This is a genomic window from Citrobacter sp. Cpo071 (assembly GCF_030332765.1).
Taxonomy (GTDB): Bacteria; Pseudomonadota; Gammaproteobacteria; order Enterobacterales; family Enterobacteriaceae; genus Citrobacter; species Citrobacter portucalensis.
Map to the genome: position 1 here is coordinate 1 of NZ_JAOWHE010000065.1, position 24,969 is coordinate 24,969.

Sequence of the window (24,969 nt, forward strand, 5' to 3'; positions counted from 1 at the left end):
AGCTCAGCTGGATAGAGTACTCGGCTACGAACCGAGCGGTCGGAGGTTCGAATCCTCCCGGATGCACCATCTTCTCCGAGATAACAGCGAAACTGTTTTTTCATGGTCTGCGAGATAATCGGCAGCACCATCTCCCCCTCAAATCATTTCCACATACTCTCTGAACACCCCTCAATTCGCTGTCAGCGACAAAATCAATCAATTACGATAAAATAACGTCTGGTCACTCGGCTTGTGAGAAGACGATGTACGAACGTTATGCGGGTTTGATTTTTGATATGGATGGTACCATCCTGGATACCGAGCCTACGCATCGTAAGGCGTGGCATGAGGTATTGGTGCATTATGGACTACGGTTTGATGAACATGCCATGGTCGCCCTCAATGGCTCCCCAACGTGGCGTATTGCGCAGTCGGTAATTGAATTGAACCATGCCGATCTTGATCCTCATGCACTGGCACGTGAAAAAACCGACAAGGTGAGAAGCATGCTGCTGGATAGCGTCCAGCCTTTGCCGTTGGTTGATGTCGTGAAAGCCTGGCATGGTCGTCGTCCTATGTCGGTAGGTACGGGTAGTGAAAGCGCAATTGCAGAAGCGCTGCTCGCTCACCTTGGTCTGCGTCGCTATTTTGATGCTGTAGTCGCAGCAGATCACGTACAACACCATAAACCGGCTCCTGATACGTTTTTGCTTTGTGCCGAACGTATGGGGGTTGTTCCGGCTCGTTGCGTCGTGTTTGAAGATGCCGATTTTGGAATACAGGCGGCGCATGCCGCGGGAATGGATGCCGTGGATGTCCGGTTATTGTGAGTGATGGACTGTCGCTCCTGTCACTGTTTGCCAGCAGTTTTCTCAGTGCCACGCTATTACCCGGCAATTCTGAAGTTGTTCTGGTTGCTTTGTTGGTTTCCGGGGTCAGTCATCCCTGGGTCTTAGTCTTAACAGCAACAATGGGTAATAGCCTTGGAGGGTTAACTAACGTTATCCTTGGGCGTTTCTTTCCATTGCGTAAAACATCGCGCTGGCAAGAAAAAGCCACAGGCTGGTTGCGGCGCTATGGCGCTGTCACACTATTATTAAGCTGGATGCCGGTTGTGGGGGATTTGCTGTGCCTGTTAGCCGGGTGGATGCGCATCTCGTGGGGCCCAGTTCTCTTTTTCTTATGCCTTGGCAAGGCGCTGCGCTATGTTGTTGTCGCAGCGGTTACGACACAAGGCATTATGTGGTGGCACTAATTGTGTTGTGGGATAGCCTTCAGGGTAACCAATACCATTATGCTAATTAAAACGATTTTGACAGGCGGGAGGTCAATTTGATCCCGGACGTATCACAGGCGCTGGCCTGGCTGGAAAACCATCCTCAGGCGTTAAAGGGGATTCAACGTGGTCTGGAGCGCGAAACGCTGCGTGTTAATGCAGATGGGTCATTAGCAACAACAGGCCATCCTGAGGTGTTAGGCTCAGCGCTAACGCATAAGTGGATAACCACTGACTTTGCCGAAGCATTGCTGGAGTTCATTACTCCACCCGGTGACGACATTGAGAAAATGCTCACGTTCATGCGCGACTTACATCGTTATACCGCCAGAAACCTTGGCGACGAGCGTATGTGGCCGTTGAGCATGCCTTGCTATATTGCCGAAGGTCAGGATATCGAACTGGCACAGTATGGTACGTCGAATACCGGTCGCCTGAAGACGCTGTACCGTGAAGGCCTCAAAAACCGCTATGGCGCGTTGATGCAGACAATCTCGGGCGTACACTACAACTTCTCGCTGCCTATGGCTTTCTGGCAGGCGAAATGCGGTGTAACCGAAGGTGAGGATGCAAAAGAGAAAATCTCCGCGGGCTACTTCCGTCTGATCCGCAACTACTACCGTTTTGGTTGGGTGATTCCGTATTTGTTTGGTGCCTCCCCGGCCATTTGTTCCTCATTCCTGCAAGGAAAACCAACAACTCTGCCGTTTGAAAAAACCGACTGTGGGATGTATTACCTGCCGTACGCAACGTCGCTGCGTCTGAGTGATTTGGGCTATACCAATAAGTCGCAAAGCAATCTCGGAATTACGTTTAACGATTTGCATGAGTATGTGGCAGGATTAAAGCGCGCGATTAAGACGCCTTCCGAGGAGTACGCGGCGATCGGTCTGGAGAAAGACGGTAAGCGTCTGCAAATTAACAGCAATGTTCTGCAGATTGAAAATGAGCTGTATGCGCCTATTCGCCCGAAACGCGTCACTCGTCGTGGAGAAACGCCATCAGATGCGCTTCTGCGTGGCGGTATCGAGTACATCGAAGTACGCTCGCTGGATATCAACCCGTTCTCGCCTATCGGCGTGGATGAGCAGCAGGTGCGCTTCCTCGATCTGTTTATGGTCTGGTGTGCGCTGGCTGATGCCCCGGAAATGAGCAGCGATGAATTGCTGTGTACGCGTAAAAACTGGAATCGCGTGATTCTCGAAGGGCGTAAGCCTGGGCTGACGTTAGGTATTGGCTGTGAAACAGCCCAGTTCCCGCTGCCGAAGGTTGGGAAAGATTTGTTCCGCGATCTGAAACGCGTGGCACAAACGCTGGACAGCATCGATGGGGGAGAGGAGTATCAGAAGGTCTGTGATGAACTGGTTGCCTGTTTTGACAATCCTGAACTGACTTTCTCTGCCCGGATCCTACGGTCTATGATTGATGAAGGCATTGGCGGCACGGGCAAAGCGTTGGGTGAGGCTTACCGAAATCTGCTGCGTGAAGAGCCGTTAGAAATAGTGCAGGAAGCTGAATTTATTGCTGAAACCGAGGCTTCAAAGCGTCGTCAGCAGGAGATCGAAGCGGCTGATACTGAGCCGTTTAGCGTGTGGCTGGAAAAGCACGCTTGATACAAAAGAAAAAGGCCACTCGGGAGTGGCCAAAATTTCATCTCTGAAAACAGGGATGATGATAACAAATGCGCGTCTTTCATATACTCAGACTCGCCCCGGAACAAAGAGTTCAGATTATTTTTAAAAATTTATCGGAGGTGGCTAAATGCCGTTGTTAGATAGTTTTACTGTCGATCACACCCGGATGGAAGCTCCCGCGGTCCGGGTTGCAAAAACGATGAACACCCCGCATGGCGACGCAATCACCGTGTTTGATCTGCGTTTCTGCATTCCGAACAAAGAAGTGATGCCTGAGAAAGGTATCCATACGCTGGAACACCTGTTTGCAGGTTTTATGCGTAACCACCTTAACGGTAACGGCGTTGAGATTATCGATATCTCTCCGATGGGATGCCGTACCGGCTTCTACATGAGCCTGATTGGTACGCCGGACGAACAGCGCGTAGCCGACGCGTGGAAAGCGGCAATGGCGGACGTGCTGAAAGTACAGGATCAGAACCAGATCCCGGAGCTGAACGTTTACCAGTGCGGTACGTATCAGATGCACTCTCTTAGCGAAGCACAGGATATCGCGCGTCATATTCTGGAGCGTGATGTACGCGTGAACAGCAATGAAGAGCTGGCGCTACCGAAAGAGAAACTGCAGGAACTGCATATTTAGTCTTATTGATTAGCTGTTCCAGTATTTAAATTAACCCCGGTTTATGTCCGGGGTTTTTTATTGCTTAATATAATGTGTGTTTATTATATTTGCGGCGAGAATATATTTTAATTTAAATGATGCCTGACCTGTTAAATAATAAAATGTGATCTGGCAAGCAGAAAGCGGTGGATAATTAACGATGCCAGAGTGTATTGATCACATAAACTAAAAAACATAAATAATTAATAGAAAAACATAATGGAATGCGCCAGATATCCGGGTAATAACAAGACTCTTTTAATAGCCGGTAGATAGGGTTTTTATCAAATCTTATCTGGTATACATTAAACTTTAGGGATGAAAATGAAGGCTAAATATTTGGCGCTGATGATCGGTGCTTGCTTTTCTCATAACCTTTGGGCAGCAAATAATATCACTATTGAGCAGCGTCTGGCTGAACTGGAGCAACGTGTTGTTAATGCCGAAAAACGGGCATCCGATGCTGAGGCGCAAATTCGCTCGCTGAAGCAGCAGCAGGTCGCCGCTACGCCGACGGTGAATGTCCAGTCTGCCGAACCGATTGCAGCAGGTGAAACTCCGCCTAAGCTGACATTATCTGGCTTCAGCGATATTAAGTTCTATGGCGATGTCGAATTTAATATGGATGCGGCAAGCCGTTCCGGTAGCCTGACATCGACGAGAACGTCAGCGAATAAAGATTGGGCACCAGGAACCAATGAACGCTGGGATATTAACGGACGCCTGTTGCTGGGCTTTGATGGCTACCAGCGGCGGGACAACGGTAATTTTGCAGGGTTCTCGGTACAGCCTCTGGCGGACCTGACCGGAAAAATGAACCTCGATGATGCCGTTTTCTTCTTTGGTCGTGAGAATGACTGGAAAATTAAGGTTGGTCGTTTTGAAGCCTACGATATGTTCCCGCTGAATCAGGATACGTTTGTTGAATATTCGGGGAATACAGCGAACGATCTCTACAGTGACGGTTACGGCTATATCTATATGATGAAAGAAGGACGGGGACGTAGCGATAGCGGGGGTAACTTCCTGCTGAGCAAAACCATCGACAACTGGTATTTCGAAGTTAACACATTGCTGGAAAATGGCAGTACGTTATATACCGAGAAGCAGTACCACGGAATGGATTTAACCAACGATAAAAACGTGGTTTACGTCCGTCCGGTTATCGCCTGGCAAAACGGGCGTTTTTCAACGGCGATAGCGATGGAAAGTAACGTCGTTAACAACGCCTACGGTTATTACCAAAATGGGACGTGGATCGATCAGTCAGATCGTACGGGCTATGGTTTTACCATGACCTGGAATGGTCAAAAAACGGACCCGGAAGATGGCGCAGTGATTAACCTGAATACCGCCTATATGGATGCGACCGATGAGACAGATTTTACCGCTGGGGTGAATGCGTTGTGGCATCGATTTGAACTGGGTTATATCTATGCGCATAACAAAATCGAAGCCTTCAATGCTACCAATATCGATGCCGTTTGTGAGGACGATTGCTGGCTCACCGATCCCGGCAATTATGACATTCACACTATTCATGCCTCATATTTATTCCCCAATGTGATGGATATGAAAAACTTTAACATCTACCTCGGTGCCTATGCTTCATGGGTAGAGGCCAATCCGAATAATGGTGATAACAGCGAAGATGCGCGTTACGGCGGGCGTCTGAGATTCAAATATTACTTCTGATTGTAGGTCTAATAAAAAAGGGATCCGCAGATCCCTTTTATCAGATAGTTAGTGTGCGCCACCGCCGCCACCGCCCGCACCGAAGGGCGGTTTGGCGAACCACACCAGGCCAAGCAGGACCAGGAAGATCCCCGCCGACATCCAGAAGATTTCGTTAGCGGAAATAATCAGCCCCTGATTGGTGATCTGCTGAGCTATCCAACCTGAAGCCTGCTGGTGCGTCATCCCTAAATCTTGCAGCTTATCGTACATAGCCTGTGCATTTGGGTTGTAGGGGTTAACAGATTCCGTTAGCTGCGCATGATGCAGCGACTCGCGGTTTGTCCACATTGTCGTCGTAATCGATGTGCCAATGGAACCTGCCAGCGTTCGCGTAAAGTTCGACAAGCTGGATGCCGCCGCCAGACGCTCTGGCGGTAAGCCGGACAACGTAATGGTGGTTAGCGGCATAAAGAAGCAGGCTACCGCGAACCCCTGAATAAACTGCGGCCAGGCCGATGCGCCAAAGTCCATACCCGGCTCGAACGTCCACGCACGCCAGTAGAAACAGACGGCGTACATAATAAAACTGAACGTTACCAACCGACGCATATCCAGCTTATGCGCGAAGCGGCCGATAATCGGAGACAGGATCACCGGAATCACCCCAACCGGCGCTGACGCCAGACCAGCCCAGGTTGCCGTATAGCCGTATACCTCCTGCAACAGCTGCGGCAGCAGGACGATTGCGCCGAAGTAGAGCATATAGGCCAGACTGATACACAGACAGCCGATGGTAAAGTTGCGCGACTTAAACAGCGAGAGATCGACAATGGGGTGCTCGTCGGTAAGCTCCCAGACGATCAGGAAGCTGATAGCGACAACGGCGACCACCGTCAGGATGATAATCTCCTGCGAGGCGAACCAGTCCAGCTCTTTGCCGCGGTCTAGCATAATCTGCAAACTGCCGATACCGATGACCAGCAGTGCCAGACCAATGGCGTCAATGCGCCGCTGCTCGGTTTTGGTTTCCCGACCGCGCAGGGTTTGCAGGGTCATCAATACCACCACAGCCCCGATTGGCACGTTGATAAAAAATATCCACCCCCAGTGATAGTTGTCGCTGATATAGCCCCCAAGAATAGGACCACATATCGGGGCAACAATCACCGTCATCGACCATAGCGCGAGGGCGATGGAACGCTTGGCGGGTGGATAGTTATTCAGCAACAGGCTCTGTGACAGCGGAATTAATGGACCGGCGACAATACCCTGGATTACGCGGAAGAAAATCAGCATGTTCAGGCTGGTGGACATCCCGCATGCCCATGACGCAATGACGAAGGCGATAGTTGACCACATAAAGAGTCTTACTTCGCCAAAGCGTTTTGCCAGCCAGCCGGTGATCGGAATAGAGATAGCGTTCGCCACCCCGAATGAGGTGATCACCCAGGTTCCCTGGCTCAGTGAAGAGCCGAGGTTCCCGGCGATAGTGGGGATCGCCACGTTAGCAATGGTGGAGTCCAGCACCTGCATGAATGTCGCCAGGGACAGCGCGATCGTCATAATGACGAGCTGCGCGCCTTCCAGCGGTTTTTGCTGTTGCATCACACGCACCTTTGAATTAGCCCGCGTTGGCCCGCACGATCTCTTCGATCATCTTATTGACCGGAGCAAGGTTGATTTCACGTGCATTACTTTCTGATACCGGCGTGGTACGAACCTGGCTTGCCAGAATTTGTCCGTCACGATTTGAGGTATCTACCGTAACCAGCGTAGACAAACCAATACGTAATGGATGCTGTGCCAGTTGCTGCGCATCCAGTTCGATACGTACCGGCAGACGCTGGACGACTTTGATCCAGTTGCCGGTTGCGTTTTGCGCCGGCAGCAGGGAGAAGGCGCTGCCCGTACCCATATCGAGACCGACAACTTTACCGGTATATTTTACGTCATCGCCGTAAATATCGCTGATAACGGTCGCCGGTTGGCCGATACGCATGTGTGCGAGCTGTGTTTCTTTGAAGTTGGCATCTACCCACAGGTTAGTGGCCGGAACAACCGCCATCAGCGGCGTGGTTGGGCTAATTTGTGCACCAGGCTGTACGGCGCGACGGGATACATAACCGGTCATTGGGCTGACAATTCTGGTACGTTCCAGCGCCAGCCAGGCATTGCGCACTTCGGTGGCAGCCTGTTGCACAGCGGGCTGATCTTCCAGCTTGCTACCCAGAATCATCGCCTGGTTAGCATTATATTGTTGGATCGCGACATCAAGCTGGGCCTGAGCGCTGGCGACGGCATCACGAGCGTGTTGCAGCTCTTCGCGGCCAATCAGGTTGGCATTGCCCAGCGGGACTCGGCGATTAAAGTCGCTTTGTGCCTGCGCCAGTGCGGTTTTCTGCACTTCAATGCTTGCCTGTAACTGCTTGCTGTTGATCATCAACTGGTGCGTCTGACGCACGCTGGAAGCCAGCGCAGTTTTGGCTTTTTCAAATGCCTGCTTTGCGTCTGTCTGGTCGAGGGTGACCAGCACATCGCCTTGTTTTACAAAGTCAGTGTTATCAGCCCAGACTTTCGTCACGCTGCCTGATACCTGAGCCATGATTTGAACCTGGTTCCCTGCCACGTACGCATCGTCTGTCTCTTCGACATGACGAAGTACTAAAAACCAATAAATCCCATATGCCACGGCAATGATAATAAAGAGCAAGGTCAGAAGGAGTAGCATACTTTTACGTTTGCCATTCTTCTTGACCGGTTGCTGCGGGGTTTGAGTCTCCGCATTTGCGCTCATGTTGTTCTCCACGATCTTATTTTTTTCACATCGGCTGAGCCGACCTGTTTATCAGACAGGCCAGCAGTATGCGTGCTGGCCTGTCGGTTTTTTCATTTATAAATCTGGATTTCTGAGCGAGTCAGCGCGTTAGCGCAGCGCTTCTAACACCGCGCCATCCTGCTCCATCTGATCAAGACGGGTCAGAAGTTTACGGGTAATTTGCTCAAGCTGATCTTTTTCGGTGGTGCTAAGAGACGACCAGAGCTGATGCAGGCAGTTATGCTGAGGCGGTAACACCTCTTGCAAAAAAGCATGGCCTTTCTCGGTCAATTGCAGATGCAGACAGCGGCGATCGTTATCGCTTTCACGACGTTCGATCCAGCCACGTTTTTCTAACTCATCCGCAATGCGGGTAGCGTTAGTGCGTGACGAGCCAAGCGCGCAACTCAGTTCAGAAGGCTGAATACTGTGGTTTTCCTGAGACTCCAGCGTAATCAACGCCATAAACAATGTCTCGTTAATCCCTTGAGCTTTCAGCATCTTATTGCGGTTTTCCAGCAACTTGCCCTGCATGTGCATACAGAGGCGAGTCAGAAGCACTTCCTGATAAGGGAACTCTTCGTAGCGGCTGGCGCGAAATTTTAGCATTTGTTCAATGGGCGTAAACGAACTATCCATTTGGGTATAACCTCATTAATTTCAGCCGATATAGTAACGACAGTGACAAATAAAGTAAATGTATTATTTCTTTAAAATGATTGTTTTTATCTATAAGCCAACAAGCATTTTCCAGGCTAATCCATAGCCCAGAGCACTCAGTAACGTTGGAATGATGATGCTGCGGGTCTTATAGAAGCTTGCGCCCAGTATGACAAACCCCACCAGCGTAGGCACGAACCGACGAGCGTCGTGCATAACTTCTGGTGCGGTAGACACCACCAGCAGGGCGCAAATAGATGCAATGCCAATAGTGTCGAGTAGTATGCCCGTCGCTCCGCGCTTCGTCGGGCGAACATTGCCTACCCCAAGACGGAGTGGCAAATAGCGAAAACAGTAATTAACGCAGCCGACCAACAGGCCAAGTAGCAGAACCTCATAGCTCATCAGGACCTCCCTGCCAAAATGACTGGATGAGCGCCGTCAGGCATCCGCAGACAATACCTGCAAGGATAGCGGCAGGTATGGAAAACAGCATGACGCTAGCCAGCGCCCCAGCCAGGGAGGCAGTCACGCAGAGCGCTTGTTTACGTTGGAATGACGCGAGCAGGAAGCTCATAAACAGCGCCGGGAGCATGAATCCCAGTGCCGCTTCAACCGCCGGGTAATCCTTGAGTAAACCACTGCCGGAAAACGCGCCGATCACCGTACCAAACACCCAGGAGGCCCAGGAGCACAGTGCGATGCCGATCATCCAGTTTTCACTCCAGCGCCGATTATCCCGGACCAGTTTTGCCGTTGCAGCGGCAAAGACTTCATCGGTAAGGCCAAAAGCCCACAGTGCACTTTTGGGTTTACTCAGTCGCTGGGCTATTCGGCTGCGCAGGGAAGGGCCGTACAAAACATGACGGACATCCATGGCCATGACGGTAAGGGCGGCGACCCACAGCGAACTGCCCGCAGCGAGCATGGTGGTAATGACAAACTGGCTGGCTCCCGCATAGATAATGCAGGAGAAAAAGACGCTTTCAACCGGCGTAAAGCCAAGGCGAGTGGCATTGAGACCAAATGCAAAAGCGACCGGAATATAGCTGATGACTATTGGCAGGCTGTCTTTGAATCCTTCCGTTAACGTTGCCGAACAGGATTCAGACTGGGGTACAGGGCTTTCCATAGGGTTATAGGTTTCATTACCGAAATTAATATAACTTGGTTCAATGAGTTATAACCTTAGCAGACTGATGGGCTCCTTAACACCCTGTGGAGCCCAATCAGCGGTAAACATGCGCTATACGCTTAATTTACGGCTTCCTGACGGTGAAAACCTCGCCACCAGACCACCAGGTTGAGTACGGCAACGGTCGTACCCGCCAGACAAACGCCAGCCCACCCGGCATGCTGCCAGGCAGAGGCTGAAATTAGCGAACCTGCCGCTCCGCCAATAAAATAGCTGGTCATGTATCCGGCGGTCAGGCGATTACGCGCATCCGGATGAATGCGATAGATAACCGTCTGGTTGGTGATGTGTACTCCCTGAACGGTGAGGTCCAACACCAGAATACCGATAATCAGCATGGGGACGGAAGCGTGCCCAAGCCAAATAGCAAGCCAGGAGAGCAGCAGTAATAGCAGCCCCATGGTTGTGGTCAGGTGGGATTTACCTTTATCGGCAAAACCGCCCGCAGGACGTGCACCTAACGCCCCTGCGGCACCCGCCAGACCGAACAGACCAATCATTCCTTCCGAATAGTTAAACGGCGGCGCGGCGAGCAAAAACGCCATCGAGGTCCACAGGATACTGAAATTGGCAAAAGTCAGGCAGCCCAGCATCGCGCGGGTACGCAGCAATTTATCGTGAATAAACAGGCTGAATACCGAGCCTAACAGCTGAGGATAGTTAAGATGAGTATCGGATTTCATCTTCGGCAGGCCGCGCCACAGAGCAACCGCCATCAGCGCCATTAATACTGATGCGACCCAAAATACGGTGCGCCAGCCGCCAAGATTCGCCAGTAATCCCGCCACGGTGCGCGCCAGCAGAATACCCAGCAGCAGGCCGCTCATAATCGTGCCGACAACCTTCCCGCGCTTGTCCGGTGTGGCAAGCGTTGCCGCCAGCGGAACCAAAATCTGTGCCACTACCGAGAACAGTCCGGTCAGGGCAGTACCGAGAATCAGCATACCCAGCGACTGGCTGCTGGCGGTGATCAGCATGCCGCCAGCCGCGAGCAATGTCATGGAGACAATCAGCATCCGACGTTCAAACATATCGCCAAGCGGCACTAAGAACAGCAGGCCGGCAGCGTAGCCGAGTTGGGCCGCAGTGACGATAAACCCTGCGGTACTGGCAGATAGCGAAAAGTTGCGCGCGATGGTGTCGAGCAGCGGCTGCGCATAATAGTTACTGGCGACGGCGAGGCCGGTGGCAATAGACATTAACAGGATCAGCGAAGGGCTAAGTCCCTGAGTAGTTTTCGTCATTGTTTTCAACTGAGTAATGGGTTGCAGAAAACAATCATAACGGAAGTGATTAAATGTTGCTGATTTGTTGAGTGATGGATTGTGCGATTGGGGGAAGGAGGATAGGCCGGATTAGGTGCATCGCGCCACCATCCGGCATTTATGCGGTTACAGGCCTGATGGCGCTACACTCATCAGGCCTGCGAGTGGGTTATTTCTGCGCGGCCAGCGCTTCGTTCACCCAGCCGTCAAACTGCTGCTGGTGGGCTTTAATCCAGCCGTCAACGTGACCCTGTACGTCGGCTTCAGACGCTTTCCCGTCGTGCATCATTGCGTTCTGCGCGTTGATATCCGCCAGCGGCAGCTTCATGATGGCAAACAGTTTCGCCGCAGCCGGGTTTTTCTCCGCCCAGGCTTTATTGGCGACAATATGCATAGTGTTCACCGGGAAGCCGTAGTTGGCGCCGTTTGGCAGTTTGGTATCAATATCTTTCTGCTCGCCTGGCAGGGAAGAGAACGGCACCTGCAGCCAGACCACATCTTTACCTGGTTTCATTACGTCGCTCACCCAGTACGGTGTCCAGGTGTAGTAAAGAATGGGTTTACCTTCTTTGAAGCGGGTAATGGTGTCGGCCATCATCGCCGCATAGTTACCGTGGCTGACCTCGACGGTTTTTTCCAGATCGAAAGCTTTGTTCTGGTGGTTGATTACTGCTTCACAGCCCCAGCCCGGTGAACAGCCCATCATATCGGCTTTTCCGTCACCGTTGGTGTCAAAGATTTTGGCGATCTTCGGATCTTTTAACTGGGCGATATTGGTGATTTTATACTGCTCAGCGGTTTTCTTGTCGATCAGATAACCCTGCGCGGCACCCGTAACGAATACCCCCTCGCGATAAAACTTTTTGTCTCCGCCCGCAGCGGCGTACATATCATCATGCAGCGGCTGCCAGTTCACGGCGGTAAAAGTTGCATCGCCAGAGGCAATGGAGGTATAGCCGACGTTGTAGTCAACTTCGCTGGTTTTGTTAACGGTGTAACCCAGTTTCTCCAGCGCACGGGCGACTAACTGCGTCTGGAAGGATTCTTCAGAGATAGTGCTCTGGATTGGCTGTACGGTGATGCCTTTGCCCGGCAGGTCGGCAGCGAAAGTGCTGGTGGAGACAAGGGTGGCAAACGCTGTGGCAATAATTACTTTCTGTCGCATCGTTGTTCCTTATTACACTTCATCCTTCAAGCTGCCTCTTTGTTGGCTGCACTCATGCACTCCAGTCACGTACTACTTGTACGCTCCTGGGGATACATTCGTTTGCCGCCGCGATGCAACTTGAATGATTTTGTGCAAGTTAATGAATTGTAGGCCCGGTAAGCAATGCGCCACCGGGCAACGGGTGAATTACTTCGTGAAAGGGCGAGTGATAAGCCCAACGGGACCGGTGGTGTACCAGCGACGGTTGCCACGACTACGCGAGTCGCGACCGACGGCCTGCGTCAGGCGGTCGAGAATGATAGCGAGGATCACAATCCCAACCCCGCCGACGGTGGCAAGCCCCATATCCAGACGACCGATTCCGCGCAGAACCATCTGGCCCAGTCCGCCGACGGCAATCATCGACGCGATGACGACCATTGAGAGCGCCAGCATCAGCGTCTGGTTAACCCCGGCCATAATGGTGGGCATTGCCAGCGGGAGCTGCACTTTAAACAGCATCTGACGCGGGCTGGCACCAAACGAGCGCGAAGCTTCAATCAGATCGGCTGGCACCTGGTTAATCCCCAGAATAGTCAGACGCACGATTGGCGGCAGGGCGAAGATAATCGTCACCACTACGCCCGGGACGTTACCAATACCAAACAGCATGACAATCGGCACCAGATAGACAAACGCGGGCGTGGTTTGCATGGCGTCCAGCAGCGGGCGAACAATTTTTGCTGCTCGTGGACTGCGCGCCAACCAGATCCCCATCGGCAGACCGATCACCACGCAGAACAGCAGCGCGGTCAACACCAGCGCCAGGGTTATCATGGCCTGCGACCACGCGCCGATGGCACCGATAGCAATCAAGGAAATCAGCGTCGCAACGCCCATCCCCACGCCGGAAATCTGCCAGGCAATCAGCGCGAACAGGATAATCGCCACGGGCGCTGGCATACCTAACAGCAGCTGTTGAAAGCCGTTGAGAATGTAATCCACCGGGACACGAATGCCCTGGAAGACCGGACGGAAATGGGTAACGACCCAGTCGATCCCCTCTGTGACCCAACTGTCAAGCGGGATCAGCGTTTTATGGAACGGATCCATAATATTGAAATGCTCTGGTGCCGGCGCGGGTGCGCTGGTCAGCCAGTCCGCGCCACCACCGTCAGTGGGTGCGCCTGATGGCGTACTCCAGGCATCAGCATTTTGTGCGGCACTGTCGGCCGCTGGTGTGGTGTCCCACGGATTAGTTTGATCAGCCATTGTTTACCCCCTCACGATCTAAAGCCTGTAACAGCATGCGTTTTGAAATGACGCCCACATACTGCTGTTCCTCATCTACAACCGGCACCGCGCACGGGGCCTGACCGACATGAGAAAGCAACTCGCTGAGAGGGGTTTGTGCATCTACGGCTAACGGCTCATCGATCAATGCCGCTTCAATACCTTGCGCCTGACTTAACGCTGTTTTTAATGAGTCGATAGAGACAACGCCAACGAATTTATTGCCGCGTTCGATCACGTAACCATATTCGCGATCTTTGTCCTGCAATAATTGCAGCGCAGAACGTGGACCCACCCCGGGGTTTTTACGAATCAAACCTTCGGGACTACGGCGTGAAATATCTTTCGCGCTAAAGACCTGGCTAATATCGACACCACGGAAGAAGGTGCGTACATAATCATTGGCCGGATTATTCAGGATTTCATCTGGCGTGCCGACCTGGACCACTTCACCGTTTTGCATAATGGCAATTCTGTCGCCAATACGCATGGCTTCGTCGAGGTCATGCGATATAAAGACCACGGTGCGTTGATGCTTCGCCTGTAGTTTTACCAGTTCATCCTGCATCTCAGTACGAATTAATGGATCGAGGGCTGAGAAGGCCTCATCCATTAATAAGATGTCAGGGTTAATGGCTAATGCGCGGGCGAGGCCTACACGCTGGCGCATCCCCCCGGAAAGTTCATCCGGGTAGCCGTGAGCATAATTCTCCAGGCCAACCTGACGCAGTGCATCTAACGCTTTTTCACGACGTTCATCCGCACCAACACCGGCTAATTCCATGCCGAATGCCGTATTGTCGAGAACCGTCATGTGCGGCATCAGGGCAAAGGACTGGAACACCATCGCAATCTTTTTTCTGCGCACCTCGCGAAGCTCAGCATCGGATATCCGGGCGATGTCTACGCCGTCAATCAATACCTGTCCGCGGGTGGGTTCAATCAGGCGATTGAGAAGGCGTACCATTGTGGATTTACCCGAACCGGATAATCCCATGATGACAAATATCTCGCCTTCTTCAATGGCCAGACTGGCGTTCTTAACGCCAAGCGATAGCCCCGTTTTATCCAGAATCTGCTCTTTTGAAAGTCCTTTTTCAATATATTTGAAGGCTCTCTGGGGATGCTCTCCAAATATCTTATAGAGATTTTTAACTTCTAATTTAATTGCCATGCAATAGAATGATTCCTGTTATTTGTTTATATCGATATATTACCTGATGGAAATAGTGACCTTTTTCTACCCTAACATACTGAGAATCTGAGACAACCCTGAATTTGGTTGTGGCATGAATATTGCCAAAGGCCAGATGGCGGGACTTCCCGTGATATAAGGGCTGAGCGCGAATGTGAACGGGTTAATATTTTTTGTAAATGGCAATGAAAAATCGCCTGAATTGCTGGAATGCAGGCGAATAATGCGGCTGATATTGAGTGTAGATCACACAATTATATTTGCACGACAAAAGTGTGATCCTGTTAAAATATTTCCGCGAAAAATGTACGGTATTTTCCGTGAAAATGAGCGCTAGAAATTCCAGTCGTCATCTTCGGTTTCGACCGCTTTTCCCATCACATAAGATGAGCCGGAACCCGAGAAGAAATCGTGGTTTTCGTCAGCGTTGGGCGACAGTGCGGCAAGGATTGCCGGGTTAACCTCCGCCATTTCAGGCGGGAATAGCGCCTCATATCCCAAATTCATTAATGCCTTATTGGCGTTGTAACAAAGGAAGGCTTTGACGTCATCCACCCAGCCGGTTTCTGCATACAACTCTTCAGTATAACGCGCTTCGTTATCATACAATTCCATCAGCAGGTCAAAGGCAAAATTCTTTAACTCCTCGCGTGCGGATTCGCAAATATGCTCCAGACCTTTTTGATATTTATAACCAATGTAATACCCATGAACCGCTTCATCACGAATGATCAGACGAATGAGATCGGCGGTATTGGTCAATTTGCCGCGGCTGGAAAAATACATTGGCAACCAGAAGCCAGAATAGAACAGGAAGGATTCCAGAAACACGCTGGCTATTTTTTTCTTCAGCGGTTCGTCGCTGGCGTAATGTGTCAAAACGATCTGCGCTTTGCGCTGGAGTGGGGTATTTTCTTCACTCCAGGCGTAGGCAGCATCCACGTCTTTGGTCTGGCAAAGGGTAGAGAATATAGAGCTGTATGAACGGGCGTGCACCGCCTCCATAAAGCTGATATTCGACAGCACCGCCTCTTCATGCGGCGTTAACGAATCAGCCATTAACGCTGGTGCTCCGGCAACATTCTGAATGGTGTCGAGCAGCGTCAGCCCGGTAAAAACGCGGATTGTTAGCTGCTGTTCGGCGGCGTTCAACGTTTGCCAGGCCGGAATGTCATTGGAGAGCGGGACCTTTTCCGGGAGCCAGAAGTTACTGGTCAGACGGTTCCATACCTCAAGATCTTTATCATCCTCAATCTTGTTCCAGTTGATGGCGCTCACGCGGGATAATGTCATTTTCTCCTCCTTACAGCGCGCATGACACGCAGCCTTCGATTTCGGTGCCTTCCAGCGCCAGCTGGCGTAGTCGGATGTAGTACAGGGATTTGATGCCCTTACGCCAGGCGTAAATCTGCGCTTTATTGATATCGCGCGTGGTGGCGGTATCGGGGAAAAAGAGCGTCAGTGAAAGCCCCTGATCGACATGGCGCGTTGCTTCTGCGTAGGTATCAATGATTTTTTGTGGACCGATCTCATAGGCATCCTGATACAAGGCCAAATTCTCATTGGTCATAAACGGGGCAGGGTAGTAAACGCGCCCGGTTTTGCCCTCTTTGCGAATCTCCACTTTCGACACGATCGGGTGAATGCTTGACGTGGCATGATTGATGTAGGAGATAGAACCGGTGGGGGGAACCGCCTGTAAATTCTGGTTATAAATGCCGTAGCGCATCACATCTTCACGCAACTGTGACCACATCTCGCGCGTCGGCAGCGTAATGCCGCTGGCGGCAAACAGCGTGCGAACCTTGGCGGTTTTTGGTTGCCAGTCGCCCTGCAGATACTGGTTAAAATACTCGCCGCTGGCGTAGCGCGACTGTTTGAATCCGGCAAAGGTTTGACCGCGCTCGCGGGCGATCTTCATTGACGTATTCAGCGCATGCCAGGTGATGGTATAGAAATAGAGATTGGTGAAATCCAGCCCTTCCGGCGAACCGTAGGCGATCCCTTCCCGCGCCAGATACCCGTGCAGATTCATCTGCCCAAGACCAATCGCGTGCGACGCGCTGTTTCCGGCCTCAATCGAGGGCACGCTGCGGATATGGCTCATGTCCGAAACGGCGGTTAAGCCACGAATCGCCGTTTCCACGGTACGACCAAAGTCGGGTGAATCCATGGTATGGGCAATGTTTAACGAGCCGAGATTGCAGGAAATATCGTGCCCGGTCTGCGCGTAATTGAGATTTTCATCGTAGGTGGAGGCACTGTTAACCTGCAAAATCTCCGAGCACAGGTTGCTCATATTGATCCGACCGGCAATTGGATTGGCGCTATTCACCGTATCTTCAAACATGATGTAAGGATAGCCAGACTCAAACTGGATCTCGGCCAGACGCTGGAAGAAATCGCGGGCGTTAATGTATTTTTTACGCACACGTTCGTCGGCAAGCAGTTCGTCATAGCGTTCACTGACGGCGATATCGCCGAACGCTTTGCCGTAAATGCGTTCCACGTCATAGGGTGAGAACAGCGCCATGTCGGCATTCTCTTTGGCCAGCTTAAAGGTGATATCCGGGATCACCACGCCAAGCGACAGGGTTTTGATGCGGATTTTCTCGTCGGCGTTTTCACGTTTGGTATCCAGAAAACGTAAAATATCCGGATGGTGTGCGTGCAGGTACACTGCGCCCGCACCCTGACGCGCGCCGAGTTGATTGGCATAAGAAAACGCATCTTCCAGCATTTTCATTACCGGGATTACGCCGGAGGACTGATTCTCAATGCGTTTAATCGGCGCACCTGCTTCGCGCAGGTTAGAGAGCAAAAACGCCACGCCGCCACCGCGCTTGGAGAGCTGAAGTGCGGAGTTGACCGCCCGACCAATAGACTCCATGTTGTCTTCAATACGCAACAGGAAGCAGGAGACCAGCTCACCGCGTTGCTGTTTGCCGCAGTTTAAAAAGGTTGGTGTGGCGGGCTGAAAGCGCCCGGAGAGCATTTCATCGGTCAGTTGCATCGCGAGCGTTTCATCGCCCTGCGACAGCGTGAGCGCCACCATCGTGACCCGATCCTCAAAGTCTTCGAGATAGCGCTTACCGTCGAACGTTTTCAGCGTATAGCTGGTGTAGAACTTCCATGCGCCGAGGAACGTCTGGAAACGGAATCCGCTGGCGTGGGCGTGATCGAATAGCTTCAGCACGAACGCGCGATCGTAGCGGGCTAACACGCTGGCATCGTAATAGCCTTCATCCACCAACGTTTCCAGGCGCTCCTGCTGGCTGGCAAACGCCACCGAGTTTGGGCGGACGTGGGCGGCAAAGAAGGCCTCCACGGCCTGATGGTCTTTGTCGAACTGAATGCGCCCGGCTTTATCGTACAGATTCAGCATGGCGTTCAGGGCGTGATAATCCAGCGTTGGCTGCATTACACGTTCTGCGGTTGTCGTTGCCAAAATTCGCTCACTCCTTTTCGAACGTTGTCGATATCGCTTTGGGTGCCCATCAGCTCAAAGCGATAGAGCCACGGCACGCCGCATTTTTGTGAGATGACATCACCCGCGCGACCGTAGGCGTCACCGAAATTACGATTGCCGGAGGCGATCACCCCACGGATTAACGCCCGGTTGTGCGTATCGTTTAAAAAGCGGATCACCTGTCTTGGGACCGCGCCAGCAGTGCCGCCGCCGCCGTAGGACGGCACGATTAATATGTAAGGTTCGTCTACCCGGATCCGCTCGCGTTCGTTAAGCGGAATGCGGATGGCTGGCAGCCCCAGACGCTGCATAAAGCGGTGCGTATTTTCGGAGCTGCTGGAGAAGTAGACGAGCTGACTCATGCGCTGGCCACACGGTGTTCTGGATGCAGACGGTTGATCATGTCCGGGCGAAACCCTGACCAACTGGTTTCACCCGCGACCACGACCGGTAGCTGGCGAAACCCTTGATCGCGCAGGCTATCAGCCAAATCGGGCTGTAAATCGACGTTTACCATCTCAAAGTCAAAACCACGGCTTTCCATTGCCCGTTTGGTGGCGTGGCACTGAACACAGTTATTGCGAGTGTAAATAATAATACTCATGATTCGTATTTCCATTTAAAAATAAAGGATCGGCGCGATATAGGGCGTCGGGTTGTGTGTGTTCTGATAGGAAAGATACTAGATGTAGTTTTAAAAAGATTCAACCATACAAGATATGGGAATTTTAGATTGATGATGAGCGGGGTGATGAGCGTGGCGGGGGAAGGCTAACGGGTGGTTATAAATTGCCCGATGGCGCTAAGCTTATCGGGCCTACGGGCAACAGGAGAGCACAACGTAGGCCGGATAAGGCATTTATGCCGCCATCCGGCAGCGCAGAATCACATGCGCATCCCCACCGCCAGACGGTTAAAGCAGTTCATCAGACTAATGGCAAATGTCAGGTCGCTAATTTCTTTCGCGCTGAAATGGTCTAGCAGCGGCAGATAAACGTCATCTTCGGCGTGAGTAGTGGCAATCTGGGTGACCGATTCGGCCCACGCCAGCGCCGCACGTTCCTGTTCGCTGAAGTGGTGACTCACCCGCCAGCCTGCCAGTGCGTCCAGTTTGGCCTGCGCAACACCGGATTTGCGCAGTGCTTTACTGTGCATTTCCAGACAAAAGGCGCAGCCGTTGATTTGCGAGACCCGCAGGTAAATCAGCTCCGTCAACGTAGGTTCCAGCGCGCAGTTTTCCAGCGCTTGGCTTGCCTGAACCAGAGCGTTATAGATTTCAGGACTGAGTTCGTAATAGGGCTGGCGTAACATTGTCATGGTATTTCTCCTCGTTTGGATGACCCGCAATGTAGCACTATAATGGACTGCAACAGAGAGCCATATTGTTGCCAAAAAAGCAGACCATAAATGCCACGTTATCAGCAAATCGCCCGTCAGTTAAAAAACGCAATTGAGAAAGGCGAACTCAAGCCTGGTACCAGATTGCCCTCCAGCCGGACCTGGGCCCAGGAGCTGGGAGTATCACGCTCGACGGTGGAAAATGCCTATGCCGAGCTGGTGGCGCAGGGCTGGCTCGCGCGGCGTGGACAGGCAGGGACGTTTGTCAGTGAGCAACTGCGACCAGAAAGGGCGCCTGCATCGCCTGCCATCTTCGCCGGAGAAAATCCCAGACCGCAACCTTTTCAGATGGGATTACCCGCACTCGATCTTTTTCCGCGTGAAGTCTGGGCACGGGTGATGGGACGGCGTTTACGCACCCAAACGCGTTTTGATCTGGCGGTGGGGGATGTATGTGGCGAACGGGTGTTACGCCAGGCAATTGTTGATTATCTGCGCGTTTCACGCAGCATTGAATGCCAGCCAGAGCAGATTTTTATCACTCCAGGCTATGCGGCATCAATGACGTTAATCCTGCGCGCTCTGGCGCATCCCGGTGAGGGAATGTGGGTCGAAGATCCCGGTTTTCCGCTGATCCGGCCCGTGGTGGCTCAGGAACGCATTGAGTTGATGCCGGTAGTGGTGGATGCCGATGGTCTGGATGTCAGCGCCGGGATCCGCGACTACCCGCAGGCGCGTTTTGTACTGCTCACTCCCGCTCATCAAAGCCCTCTGGGGGTAGCACTGTCTTTGGACCGTCGCCACCAGTTGCTGGAGTGGGCGACTCGTGCGCAGGCGTGGGTAATCGAAGATGACTATGACAGTGAATTTCGTTACCACGGTAAGCCGTTGCCGCCGCTAAAAAGTCTGGATGCGCCTCAGCGGGTGATTTATGCCGGAACGTTCAGCAAATCGATGTTTCCGGCTTTGCGTACGGCATGGCTGGTGGTGCCTCTGACCCAGGTTGAACGCTTTCGCCAACAAGCGGCGCTAACGGCCTGTAGCGTTCCGGTTCTATGGCAGCAAACGCTGGCGGATTTCATGCGAGACGGCTACTTCTGGCGACACTTAAAACGTATGCGACAGCATTATGCCGAACGACGACAATGGATGGAAAACGCCCTGACCGAACAAGGGTTTAGCGTCATTCCTCAGGAAGGTGGGATTCAACTGGTGATGAGTGTAGACGGAGATGATACTGCGCTGGTGCGCAAAGCGAATCAGGCCGGGTTAGCGGTTCAGGCGCTAAGCCGCTGGCGAATAACGTCAGAAGGAAAGGGGGGAATATTGCTGTCATTTACTAATATCAGCTCGGCGGAAATGGCGCAACAGGCGGCCTACCAACTGAGGTTGGCGCTGACATAAATCTGTACGTTACTTAAGATATTCGTCTCATCGTGTTCACTCGTTTATGGACTTTTCTGAAAGCGTTGCTAATGCTGAATCAGGTAAGGTAAGCCCGCAGTAAAAGATAACGAGGAAAATAATATGTATTTACGACCTGATGAGGTGGCGCGCGTACTTGAAAAAGTGGGCTTTACCGTTGATGTAGTGACGCAGAAAACGTACGGCTATCGGCGTGGCGAAAATTATGTGTATGTTAATCGTGAAGCTCGCATGGGGCGTACCGCATTAATTATCCATCCCACGTTGAAAGAGCGTAGCTCTTCGCTGGCGGAACCGGCAACGGATATTAAAACTTGCGATCATTACCAGCAATTCCCGCTGTATTTAGCCGGAGAGACTCATGAGCATTATGGTATTCCGCACGGCTTTAGCTCGCGTATTGCGCTTGAACGTTATCTGAGCGGGCTGTTTGGCGACGTTAATTCTAACTAATAACGCGACTGGCAGTGCCAGTCGCGAAGAAGCGTGTCAGGCTTTAGCCTGATGATAGCTGCTGACCTTAAACAAGCGGCGGCAATAATCAAGAAAGTAGCCATAGACAGCGCCCATCAGCATTGACACCACGATGTTCGAACTTACTGCAGCCGTAATCTGATGCCAGTCTGCGCCAACCGTCAGCAGAATAATCACATACACCGGCGACTGGAAGGTGACATAAGCCAGCACATCCGCCAGATTTTTTGCCCATCCTGCCTGCGTGGCTTTACGGGCCGCGCGCATGAACAAATCACGATACATGCCGTATGGCCACGCGATCAGTATGTTGACAGGGATAGCGACTAATCTGGAATACAGCGACTGTTCGAAGCTCATTCCAGAAAGGAATATTTCGATCAACATGTTCACGACAGAACAATAAACAACCATCGCGAACGTGTCTGCTACTGCATGACGCAAGCGTGACTGCGGAGAGAACATGTTAATGCTCCTTGTAAAAAGGGGAAAAAAGGTTTTGAATACCTTAACTGCTAGTGATTTGTCTTGCTGCTTTCGCGTTTTAATAGGATATCTGCCTGGATAATAACTAGCAACTAGCTGAAAATTTTTATTTATTGTCTTTTTGTCGATAAAATGCTCTGTAATGGTTTGTTTTTTGTTCGTTTTGGTGTTTTCGTTGCTGTGTTAATTAAAATCTTTTTAGATCAAGGAGTTATTGTTGCTTGTTTTTCTGAATTTTTTGCGCTCCTTTTCTGAATGTTGACTGATGTGCATTATGTATACTCGTTGGTTCCACGAGATGCCGTGGCTTGTTTCTTAAGTGACGCGTTGAGATACCTTGCAGGTATATTCAAAGCTGCAATCAGGGTAATAGAATATATTGTCTGGGCGATAGCAGAATGGATGCTATAAATATCAGAGTTGGCTATTTGTTTAATGATAAACGAATAAATTAGACTGGAAATATAATAATTGGTTGCATACAATATTTAGCGTAATACCGTTTTTATGTTTTACGTTAAAGAGGTTTTGTTAATATGAGCTCAATGTTAAAAAACTTAAATAATATCCGCTCGCTGCGTGCAATGGCTCGTGAATTTTCCGTTGATGTACTGGAAGATATGCTTGAAAAATTCAGGGTAGTGACCAAAGAACGGCGCGATGAAGAAGAACAGCTACAGCGCCAACGTGCAGAACAGCAGGCAAAAATTAATGCCTTGCTGGCGCAGATGCAGGCAGACGGGATCAGCCCGGAGGAGCTGCTGAGCATAACACCTGCGACGGCACGTTCAGTTAAAAAACGCGAACCGCGCCCGGCGAAATATCGTTTTATCGATCTCAATGGTGAAACGAAAACATGGACCGGACAAGGTCGCACACCGAAGCCAATTGCCCAGGCGCTGGCTGCCGGTAAATCTCTTGATGACTTTTTGATCTAATTGCGAAGGCGGTGAGGAGATCCTCACCGCTTATTTTCAGCAAACGCCGAAATCACCCTCTTCGGTATATCGCGTGACATCAGCTGCTTTCAGCGTGAATTTATCACCGCTTTCATTACTGGCTTGTACCGCCACAATTTGATCGTCATTGACTTCAACAACCTTCAGTTTTGGACCGCCCATACGCGGTTGAACCAGATCGCCAGGTTTAAACATATTGTTGCGCTCCTTTATTTATCATTTATCGCAGAACTCACCATAGATCACGTCAACCGGCGGGTACAGTGCTGTTTCAATGATTACCGCTTAATGAGTACGTCGGTTCCAGGGCATGATGTCCAGTAATCGCGCCATACCGCAAAAGCCGGTTACGCCAGCGAGTATCAGCCCGGCGCCCACAAAACCGCTCAGCAGGAAGAAGGCGCTGCTAACGCTATAGCCCAGAATAACGCCGAGTAGGGCAAGACTGCCTGCGGCTATCTGCACCTGACGCATCAGCGGTAACGGTTGTGAACTGTCTTTCGCCACCGGCAACCCTGCGGCTTTCCAGCCGTCAATTCCACCTTCCAGCAACCAGACCTGCGCGGGTGCGGCGATGGCGCTCAGTTTTGTTGCCGCATTTTGTGTACGTTTGCCTGACTGGCAGTGAAAAATCACCTGCTCGGCGCGTAAATTCGCTGGCAGCGATCCCTGCTCAAGCGCGGGTAATGGCGCCAGATGTGCCTCAGGAATATGCTCGTGCAGATACTCGTCAGCATCGCGGATATCAATCAGTTTTGCACCCTGCGCGACCAGTGTCTGCGCCTCGCGTGGGGAAATCGTCCCAATAGTCATGATGGCTCCTTATGGGCAATACAGTGTTTTTAATGTGGCGATCAGCGAATTCACGGCCGCATTTTTAATGGAGTAGAGGATGCGCTGGGCATCGCGCTGGCTTTCTATCAGACCTTCTTCACGCATACGCGCCAGATGCTGGGATGTGGCGGAAGGACTAAGGCCGGTAACACGGGCTAACTCACCCGCGCTGGTACCGGGTGAACCACAGAGCATGCACAAAATCAGCAACCGTTTCGGGTTACTCATCGCTTTTAGCAGGGCGGCAGCCTGTTCAGCGCTGGCCTGGAGTTGTTCAAGTTCAGTCATATGTATTTAAGCATTGTCTAAATTAAGTGCATTCTAAAATAAACAGCCAACGTACGCCAGCGTAAAGAGCGTAAAGGAGGGTAAAACAGCAGGGCGAGACGGGAGGAGTTAGCTACACTGATTAATCTTAGAGATAAAATCTCTTTTTAAACAATGATTAATTTTTGCTTGTAGGGAGTGTGTATGGGTTTCTGGAGAATCGTTTTTACTATTATTCTGCCCCCGCTTGGCGTGCTGCTGGGGAAGGGATTCGGCTGGGCATTTATCCTCAATATCGTTCTGACGCTGCTGGGCTACATTCCTGGTTTGATCCATGCCTTCTGGATACAGACGCGTAATTAATTCCTTTCTACTACGGCGCTTTGGCGCCGTTTTCTTTGTGCCCCTTTCTCCTCTGCTACACTTTTGGGTGTTGATTGTTAATTACCGAGGTGGATATGGGACTCTTCAATTTTGTAAAAGATGCAGGTGAAAAACTGTGGGATGCGGTCACTGGAAACCATGACACAGCCGATCTGGCAAAAAAAGTGCAGGAACACCTGAACAAAACCGGCATCCCTGATGCGGATAAAGTGGACGTGCAAATTAACGAAGGCAAAGCCACGGTTTCTGGTGATGGATTAAGTCAGGAAGCAAAAGAAAAAATTCTGATCGCGATTGGTAATATCTCTGGTATCGCCAGCGTAGATGATCAGGTTAAAACCTCTGCACCCGCGAGCGAAAGCCAGTTTTATACCGTGAAATCTGGGGATACCCTGAGCGCTATTGCCAAACAGGTTTACGGTAATGCCAACCTATATAACCAGATATTTGAAGCGAATAAACCAATGCTAAAAAGCCCGGATAAAATCTATCCTGGGCAGGTTTTACGTATTCCGGAACAGTAATGTTAT

General features: G+C 51.3%; 28 protein-coding genes. 10 read left to right on the forward strand and 18 right to left on the reverse strand.

What is annotated here, in order from left to right; genetic code table 11:
• Positions 1-245 precede the first annotated feature (245 nt).
• The 5 genes from yqaB (at position 246) to OGY09_RS03165 (ending at position 5,251) form a co-directional block, all read left to right on the forward strand.
• Positions 246-812, forward strand: a complete 567-nt coding sequence (gene yqaB, locus OGY09_RS03145; protein WP_150388443.1) for a fructose-1-phosphate/6-phosphogluconate phosphatase — start codon at positions 246-248, stop codon at positions 810-812.
• The gene (locus tag OGY09_RS03150; RefSeq protein ID WP_003825961.1) at positions 809-1,237 is read left to right on the forward strand and encodes a YqaA family protein; all 429 of its coding nucleotides are present in this window, start codon (positions 809-811) and stop codon (positions 1,235-1,237) included. Before yqaB ends, OGY09_RS03150 begins: the two co-directional genes overlap by 4 nt.
• 77 nt (positions 1,238-1,314) lie before the next feature.
• Complete coding sequence (gene gshA, locus OGY09_RS03155) at positions 1,315-2,871, forward strand: glutamate--cysteine ligase (RefSeq protein WP_032944711.1); 1,557 nt, start codon at positions 1,315-1,317, stop codon at positions 2,869-2,871.
• Positions 2,872-3,019: 148 nt separating this feature from the next.
• Complete coding sequence (luxS, locus tag OGY09_RS03160; RefSeq protein ID WP_003037312.1) at positions 3,020-3,535, forward strand: S-ribosylhomocysteine lyase; 516 nt, start codon at positions 3,020-3,022, stop codon at positions 3,533-3,535.
• Positions 3,536-3,880: 345 nt separating this feature from the next.
• A complete protein-coding gene (locus OGY09_RS03165; protein WP_032945484.1) occupies positions 3,881-5,251 on the forward strand; it encodes a carbohydrate porin in 1,371 nt (456 codons plus the stop codon).
• A 48-nt stretch (positions 5,252-5,299) separates the two neighbouring features.
• Here OGY09_RS03165 and emrB read toward each other — a convergent pair whose 3' ends face one another.
• The 14 genes from emrB to OGY09_RS03235 all read right to left on the reverse strand — a co-directional run bounded on the left by emrB (position 5,300) and on the right by OGY09_RS03235 (position 19,589).
• Positions 5,300-6,838: a multidrug efflux MFS transporter permease subunit EmrB gene (gene emrB / locus OGY09_RS03170; protein WP_003825966.1), complete on the reverse strand. Its 1,539-nt coding sequence runs from the start codon at positions 6,836-6,838 to the stop codon at positions 5,300-5,302.
• Positions 6,839-6,854: 16 nt separating this feature from the next.
• On the reverse strand, positions 6,855-8,027 hold the full coding sequence (gene emrA, locus OGY09_RS03175) for a multidrug efflux MFS transporter periplasmic adaptor subunit EmrA (RefSeq protein ID WP_003825968.1): 1,173 nt from the start codon (positions 8,025-8,027) through the stop codon (positions 6,855-6,857).
• Positions 8,028-8,156: 129 nt separating this feature from the next.
• A complete protein-coding gene (gene emrR, locus OGY09_RS03180; RefSeq protein WP_003037300.1) occupies positions 8,157-8,687 on the reverse strand; it encodes a multidrug efflux transporter EmrAB transcriptional repressor EmrR in 531 nt (176 codons plus the stop codon).
• Positions 8,688-8,777: 90 nt separating this feature from the next.
• Positions 8,778-9,113 carry an L-valine transporter subunit YgaH gene (ygaH, locus tag OGY09_RS03185; RefSeq protein WP_003825969.1) on the reverse strand — a complete coding sequence of 112 codons (336 nt, stop codon included), beginning with the start codon at positions 9,111-9,113 and terminating at the stop codon, positions 8,778-8,780.
• Positions 9,103-9,840 (reverse strand): AzlC family ABC transporter permease, encoded by a 738-nt coding sequence (locus tag OGY09_RS03190; protein WP_032944708.1) that lies wholly within the window; start codon positions 9,838-9,840, stop codon positions 9,103-9,105. Before OGY09_RS03190 ends, ygaH begins: the two co-directional genes overlap by 11 nt.
• A 122-nt stretch (positions 9,841-9,962) precedes the next feature.
• On the reverse strand, positions 9,963-11,147 hold the full coding sequence (locus OGY09_RS03195) for an MFS transporter (RefSeq protein ID WP_032944707.1): 1,185 nt from the start codon (positions 11,145-11,147) through the stop codon (positions 9,963-9,965).
• Between the two features lie 190 nt (positions 11,148-11,337).
• Positions 11,338-12,333, reverse strand: coding sequence for a glycine betaine/L-proline ABC transporter substrate-binding protein ProX (gene proX / locus OGY09_RS03200; protein WP_003825976.1), 996 nt, complete (start codon positions 12,331-12,333; stop codon positions 11,338-11,340).
• A gap of 189 nt (positions 12,334-12,522) precedes the next feature.
• Positions 12,523-13,587: a glycine betaine/L-proline ABC transporter permease ProW gene (proW, locus tag OGY09_RS03205; RefSeq protein ID WP_032944705.1), complete on the reverse strand. Its 1,065-nt coding sequence runs from the start codon at positions 13,585-13,587 to the stop codon at positions 12,523-12,525.
• A complete protein-coding gene (gene proV, locus OGY09_RS03210) occupies positions 13,580-14,782 on the reverse strand; it encodes a glycine betaine/L-proline ABC transporter ATP-binding protein ProV (RefSeq protein WP_003825980.1) in 1,203 nt (400 codons plus the stop codon). The genes proW and proV overlap by 8 nt, the downstream gene beginning before the upstream one ends.
• Positions 14,783-15,136: 354 nt before the next feature.
• Complete coding sequence (nrdF, locus tag OGY09_RS03215; protein ID WP_032944704.1) at positions 15,137-16,096, reverse strand: class 1b ribonucleoside-diphosphate reductase subunit beta; 960 nt, start codon at positions 16,094-16,096, stop codon at positions 15,137-15,139.
• Between the two features lie 10 nt (positions 16,097-16,106).
• Entirely contained in the window at positions 16,107-18,251 is a 2,145-nt protein-coding gene (gene nrdE, locus OGY09_RS03220; RefSeq protein ID WP_032944703.1) for a class 1b ribonucleoside-diphosphate reductase subunit alpha, read from the reverse strand.
• On the reverse strand, positions 18,224-18,634 hold the full coding sequence (gene nrdI, locus OGY09_RS03225; RefSeq protein ID WP_003825987.1) for a class Ib ribonucleoside-diphosphate reductase assembly flavoprotein NrdI: 411 nt from the start codon (positions 18,632-18,634) through the stop codon (positions 18,224-18,226). Before nrdI ends, nrdE begins: the two co-directional genes overlap by 28 nt.
• On the reverse strand, positions 18,631-18,876 hold the full coding sequence (nrdH, locus tag OGY09_RS03230; RefSeq protein WP_032944700.1) for a glutaredoxin-like protein NrdH: 246 nt from the start codon (positions 18,874-18,876) through the stop codon (positions 18,631-18,633). Before nrdH ends, nrdI begins: the two co-directional genes overlap by 4 nt.
• A gap of 281 nt (positions 18,877-19,157) precedes the next feature.
• Complete coding sequence (locus OGY09_RS03235; RefSeq protein WP_003825991.1) at positions 19,158-19,589, reverse strand: carboxymuconolactone decarboxylase family protein; 432 nt, start codon at positions 19,587-19,589, stop codon at positions 19,158-19,160.
• 90 nt (positions 19,590-19,679) lie between these two features.
• On the opposite strand from OGY09_RS03235, the gene pdxR reads away from it, so the two are divergent.
• The gene (gene pdxR, locus OGY09_RS03240) at positions 19,680-21,014 is read left to right on the forward strand and encodes a MocR-like pyridoxine biosynthesis transcription factor PdxR (RefSeq protein WP_032944698.1); all 1,335 of its coding nucleotides are present in this window, start codon (positions 19,680-19,682) and stop codon (positions 21,012-21,014) included.
• A 123-nt stretch (positions 21,015-21,137) separates the two neighbouring features.
• Positions 21,138-21,488, forward strand: coding sequence for a DUF2002 family protein (locus tag OGY09_RS03245; RefSeq protein WP_003037262.1), 351 nt, complete (start codon positions 21,138-21,140; stop codon positions 21,486-21,488).
• 36 nt (positions 21,489-21,524) lie between these two features.
• On the opposite strand, the gene alaE is transcribed toward OGY09_RS03245, so the two are convergent.
• The gene (gene alaE, locus OGY09_RS03250) at positions 21,525-21,974 is read right to left on the reverse strand and encodes an L-alanine exporter AlaE (protein ID WP_003037259.1); all 450 of its coding nucleotides are present in this window, start codon (positions 21,972-21,974) and stop codon (positions 21,525-21,527) included.
• Positions 21,975-22,531: 557 nt separating this feature from the next.
• On the opposite strand from alaE, the gene stpA reads away from it, so the two are divergent.
• The gene (gene stpA, locus OGY09_RS03255) at positions 22,532-22,933 is read left to right on the forward strand and encodes a DNA-binding protein StpA (protein WP_032944695.1); all 402 of its coding nucleotides are present in this window, start codon (positions 22,532-22,534) and stop codon (positions 22,931-22,933) included.
• 36 nt (positions 22,934-22,969) lie between these two features.
• Here the strand turns inward: stpA and OGY09_RS03260 are convergent, their stop codons facing one another.
• The 3 genes from OGY09_RS03260 to OGY09_RS03270 form a co-directional block, all read right to left on the reverse strand.
• Positions 22,970-23,149, reverse strand: a complete 180-nt coding sequence (locus OGY09_RS03260) for a GDFGVC terminal motif YodC-like protein (RefSeq protein WP_003825999.1) — start codon at positions 23,147-23,149, stop codon at positions 22,970-22,972.
• Positions 23,150-23,239: 90 nt separating this feature from the next.
• Positions 23,240-23,767, reverse strand: coding sequence for a rhodanese family protein (locus tag OGY09_RS03265; protein WP_032944694.1), 528 nt, complete (start codon positions 23,765-23,767; stop codon positions 23,240-23,242).
• Positions 23,768-23,776: 9 nt separating this feature from the next.
• A complete protein-coding gene (locus OGY09_RS03270) occupies positions 23,777-24,076 on the reverse strand; it encodes an ArsR/SmtB family transcription factor (protein ID WP_003037247.1) in 300 nt (99 codons plus the stop codon).
• Between the two features lie 183 nt (positions 24,077-24,259).
• Here OGY09_RS03270 and OGY09_RS03275 point away from each other — a divergent pair, with 183 nt between their 5' ends.
• Both OGY09_RS03275 and lysM read left to right on the forward strand, forming a co-directional pair.
• Positions 24,260-24,418 carry a YqaE/Pmp3 family membrane protein gene (locus OGY09_RS03275; RefSeq protein WP_003037242.1) on the forward strand — a complete coding sequence of 53 codons (159 nt, stop codon included), beginning with the start codon at positions 24,260-24,262 and terminating at the stop codon, positions 24,416-24,418.
• A gap of 95 nt (positions 24,419-24,513) precedes the next feature.
• Entirely contained in the window at positions 24,514-24,963 is a 450-nt protein-coding gene (gene lysM / locus OGY09_RS03280; protein WP_003037241.1) for a peptidoglycan-binding protein LysM, read from the forward strand.
• The last annotated feature ends 6 nt before the right edge of the window (positions 24,964-24,969 follow it).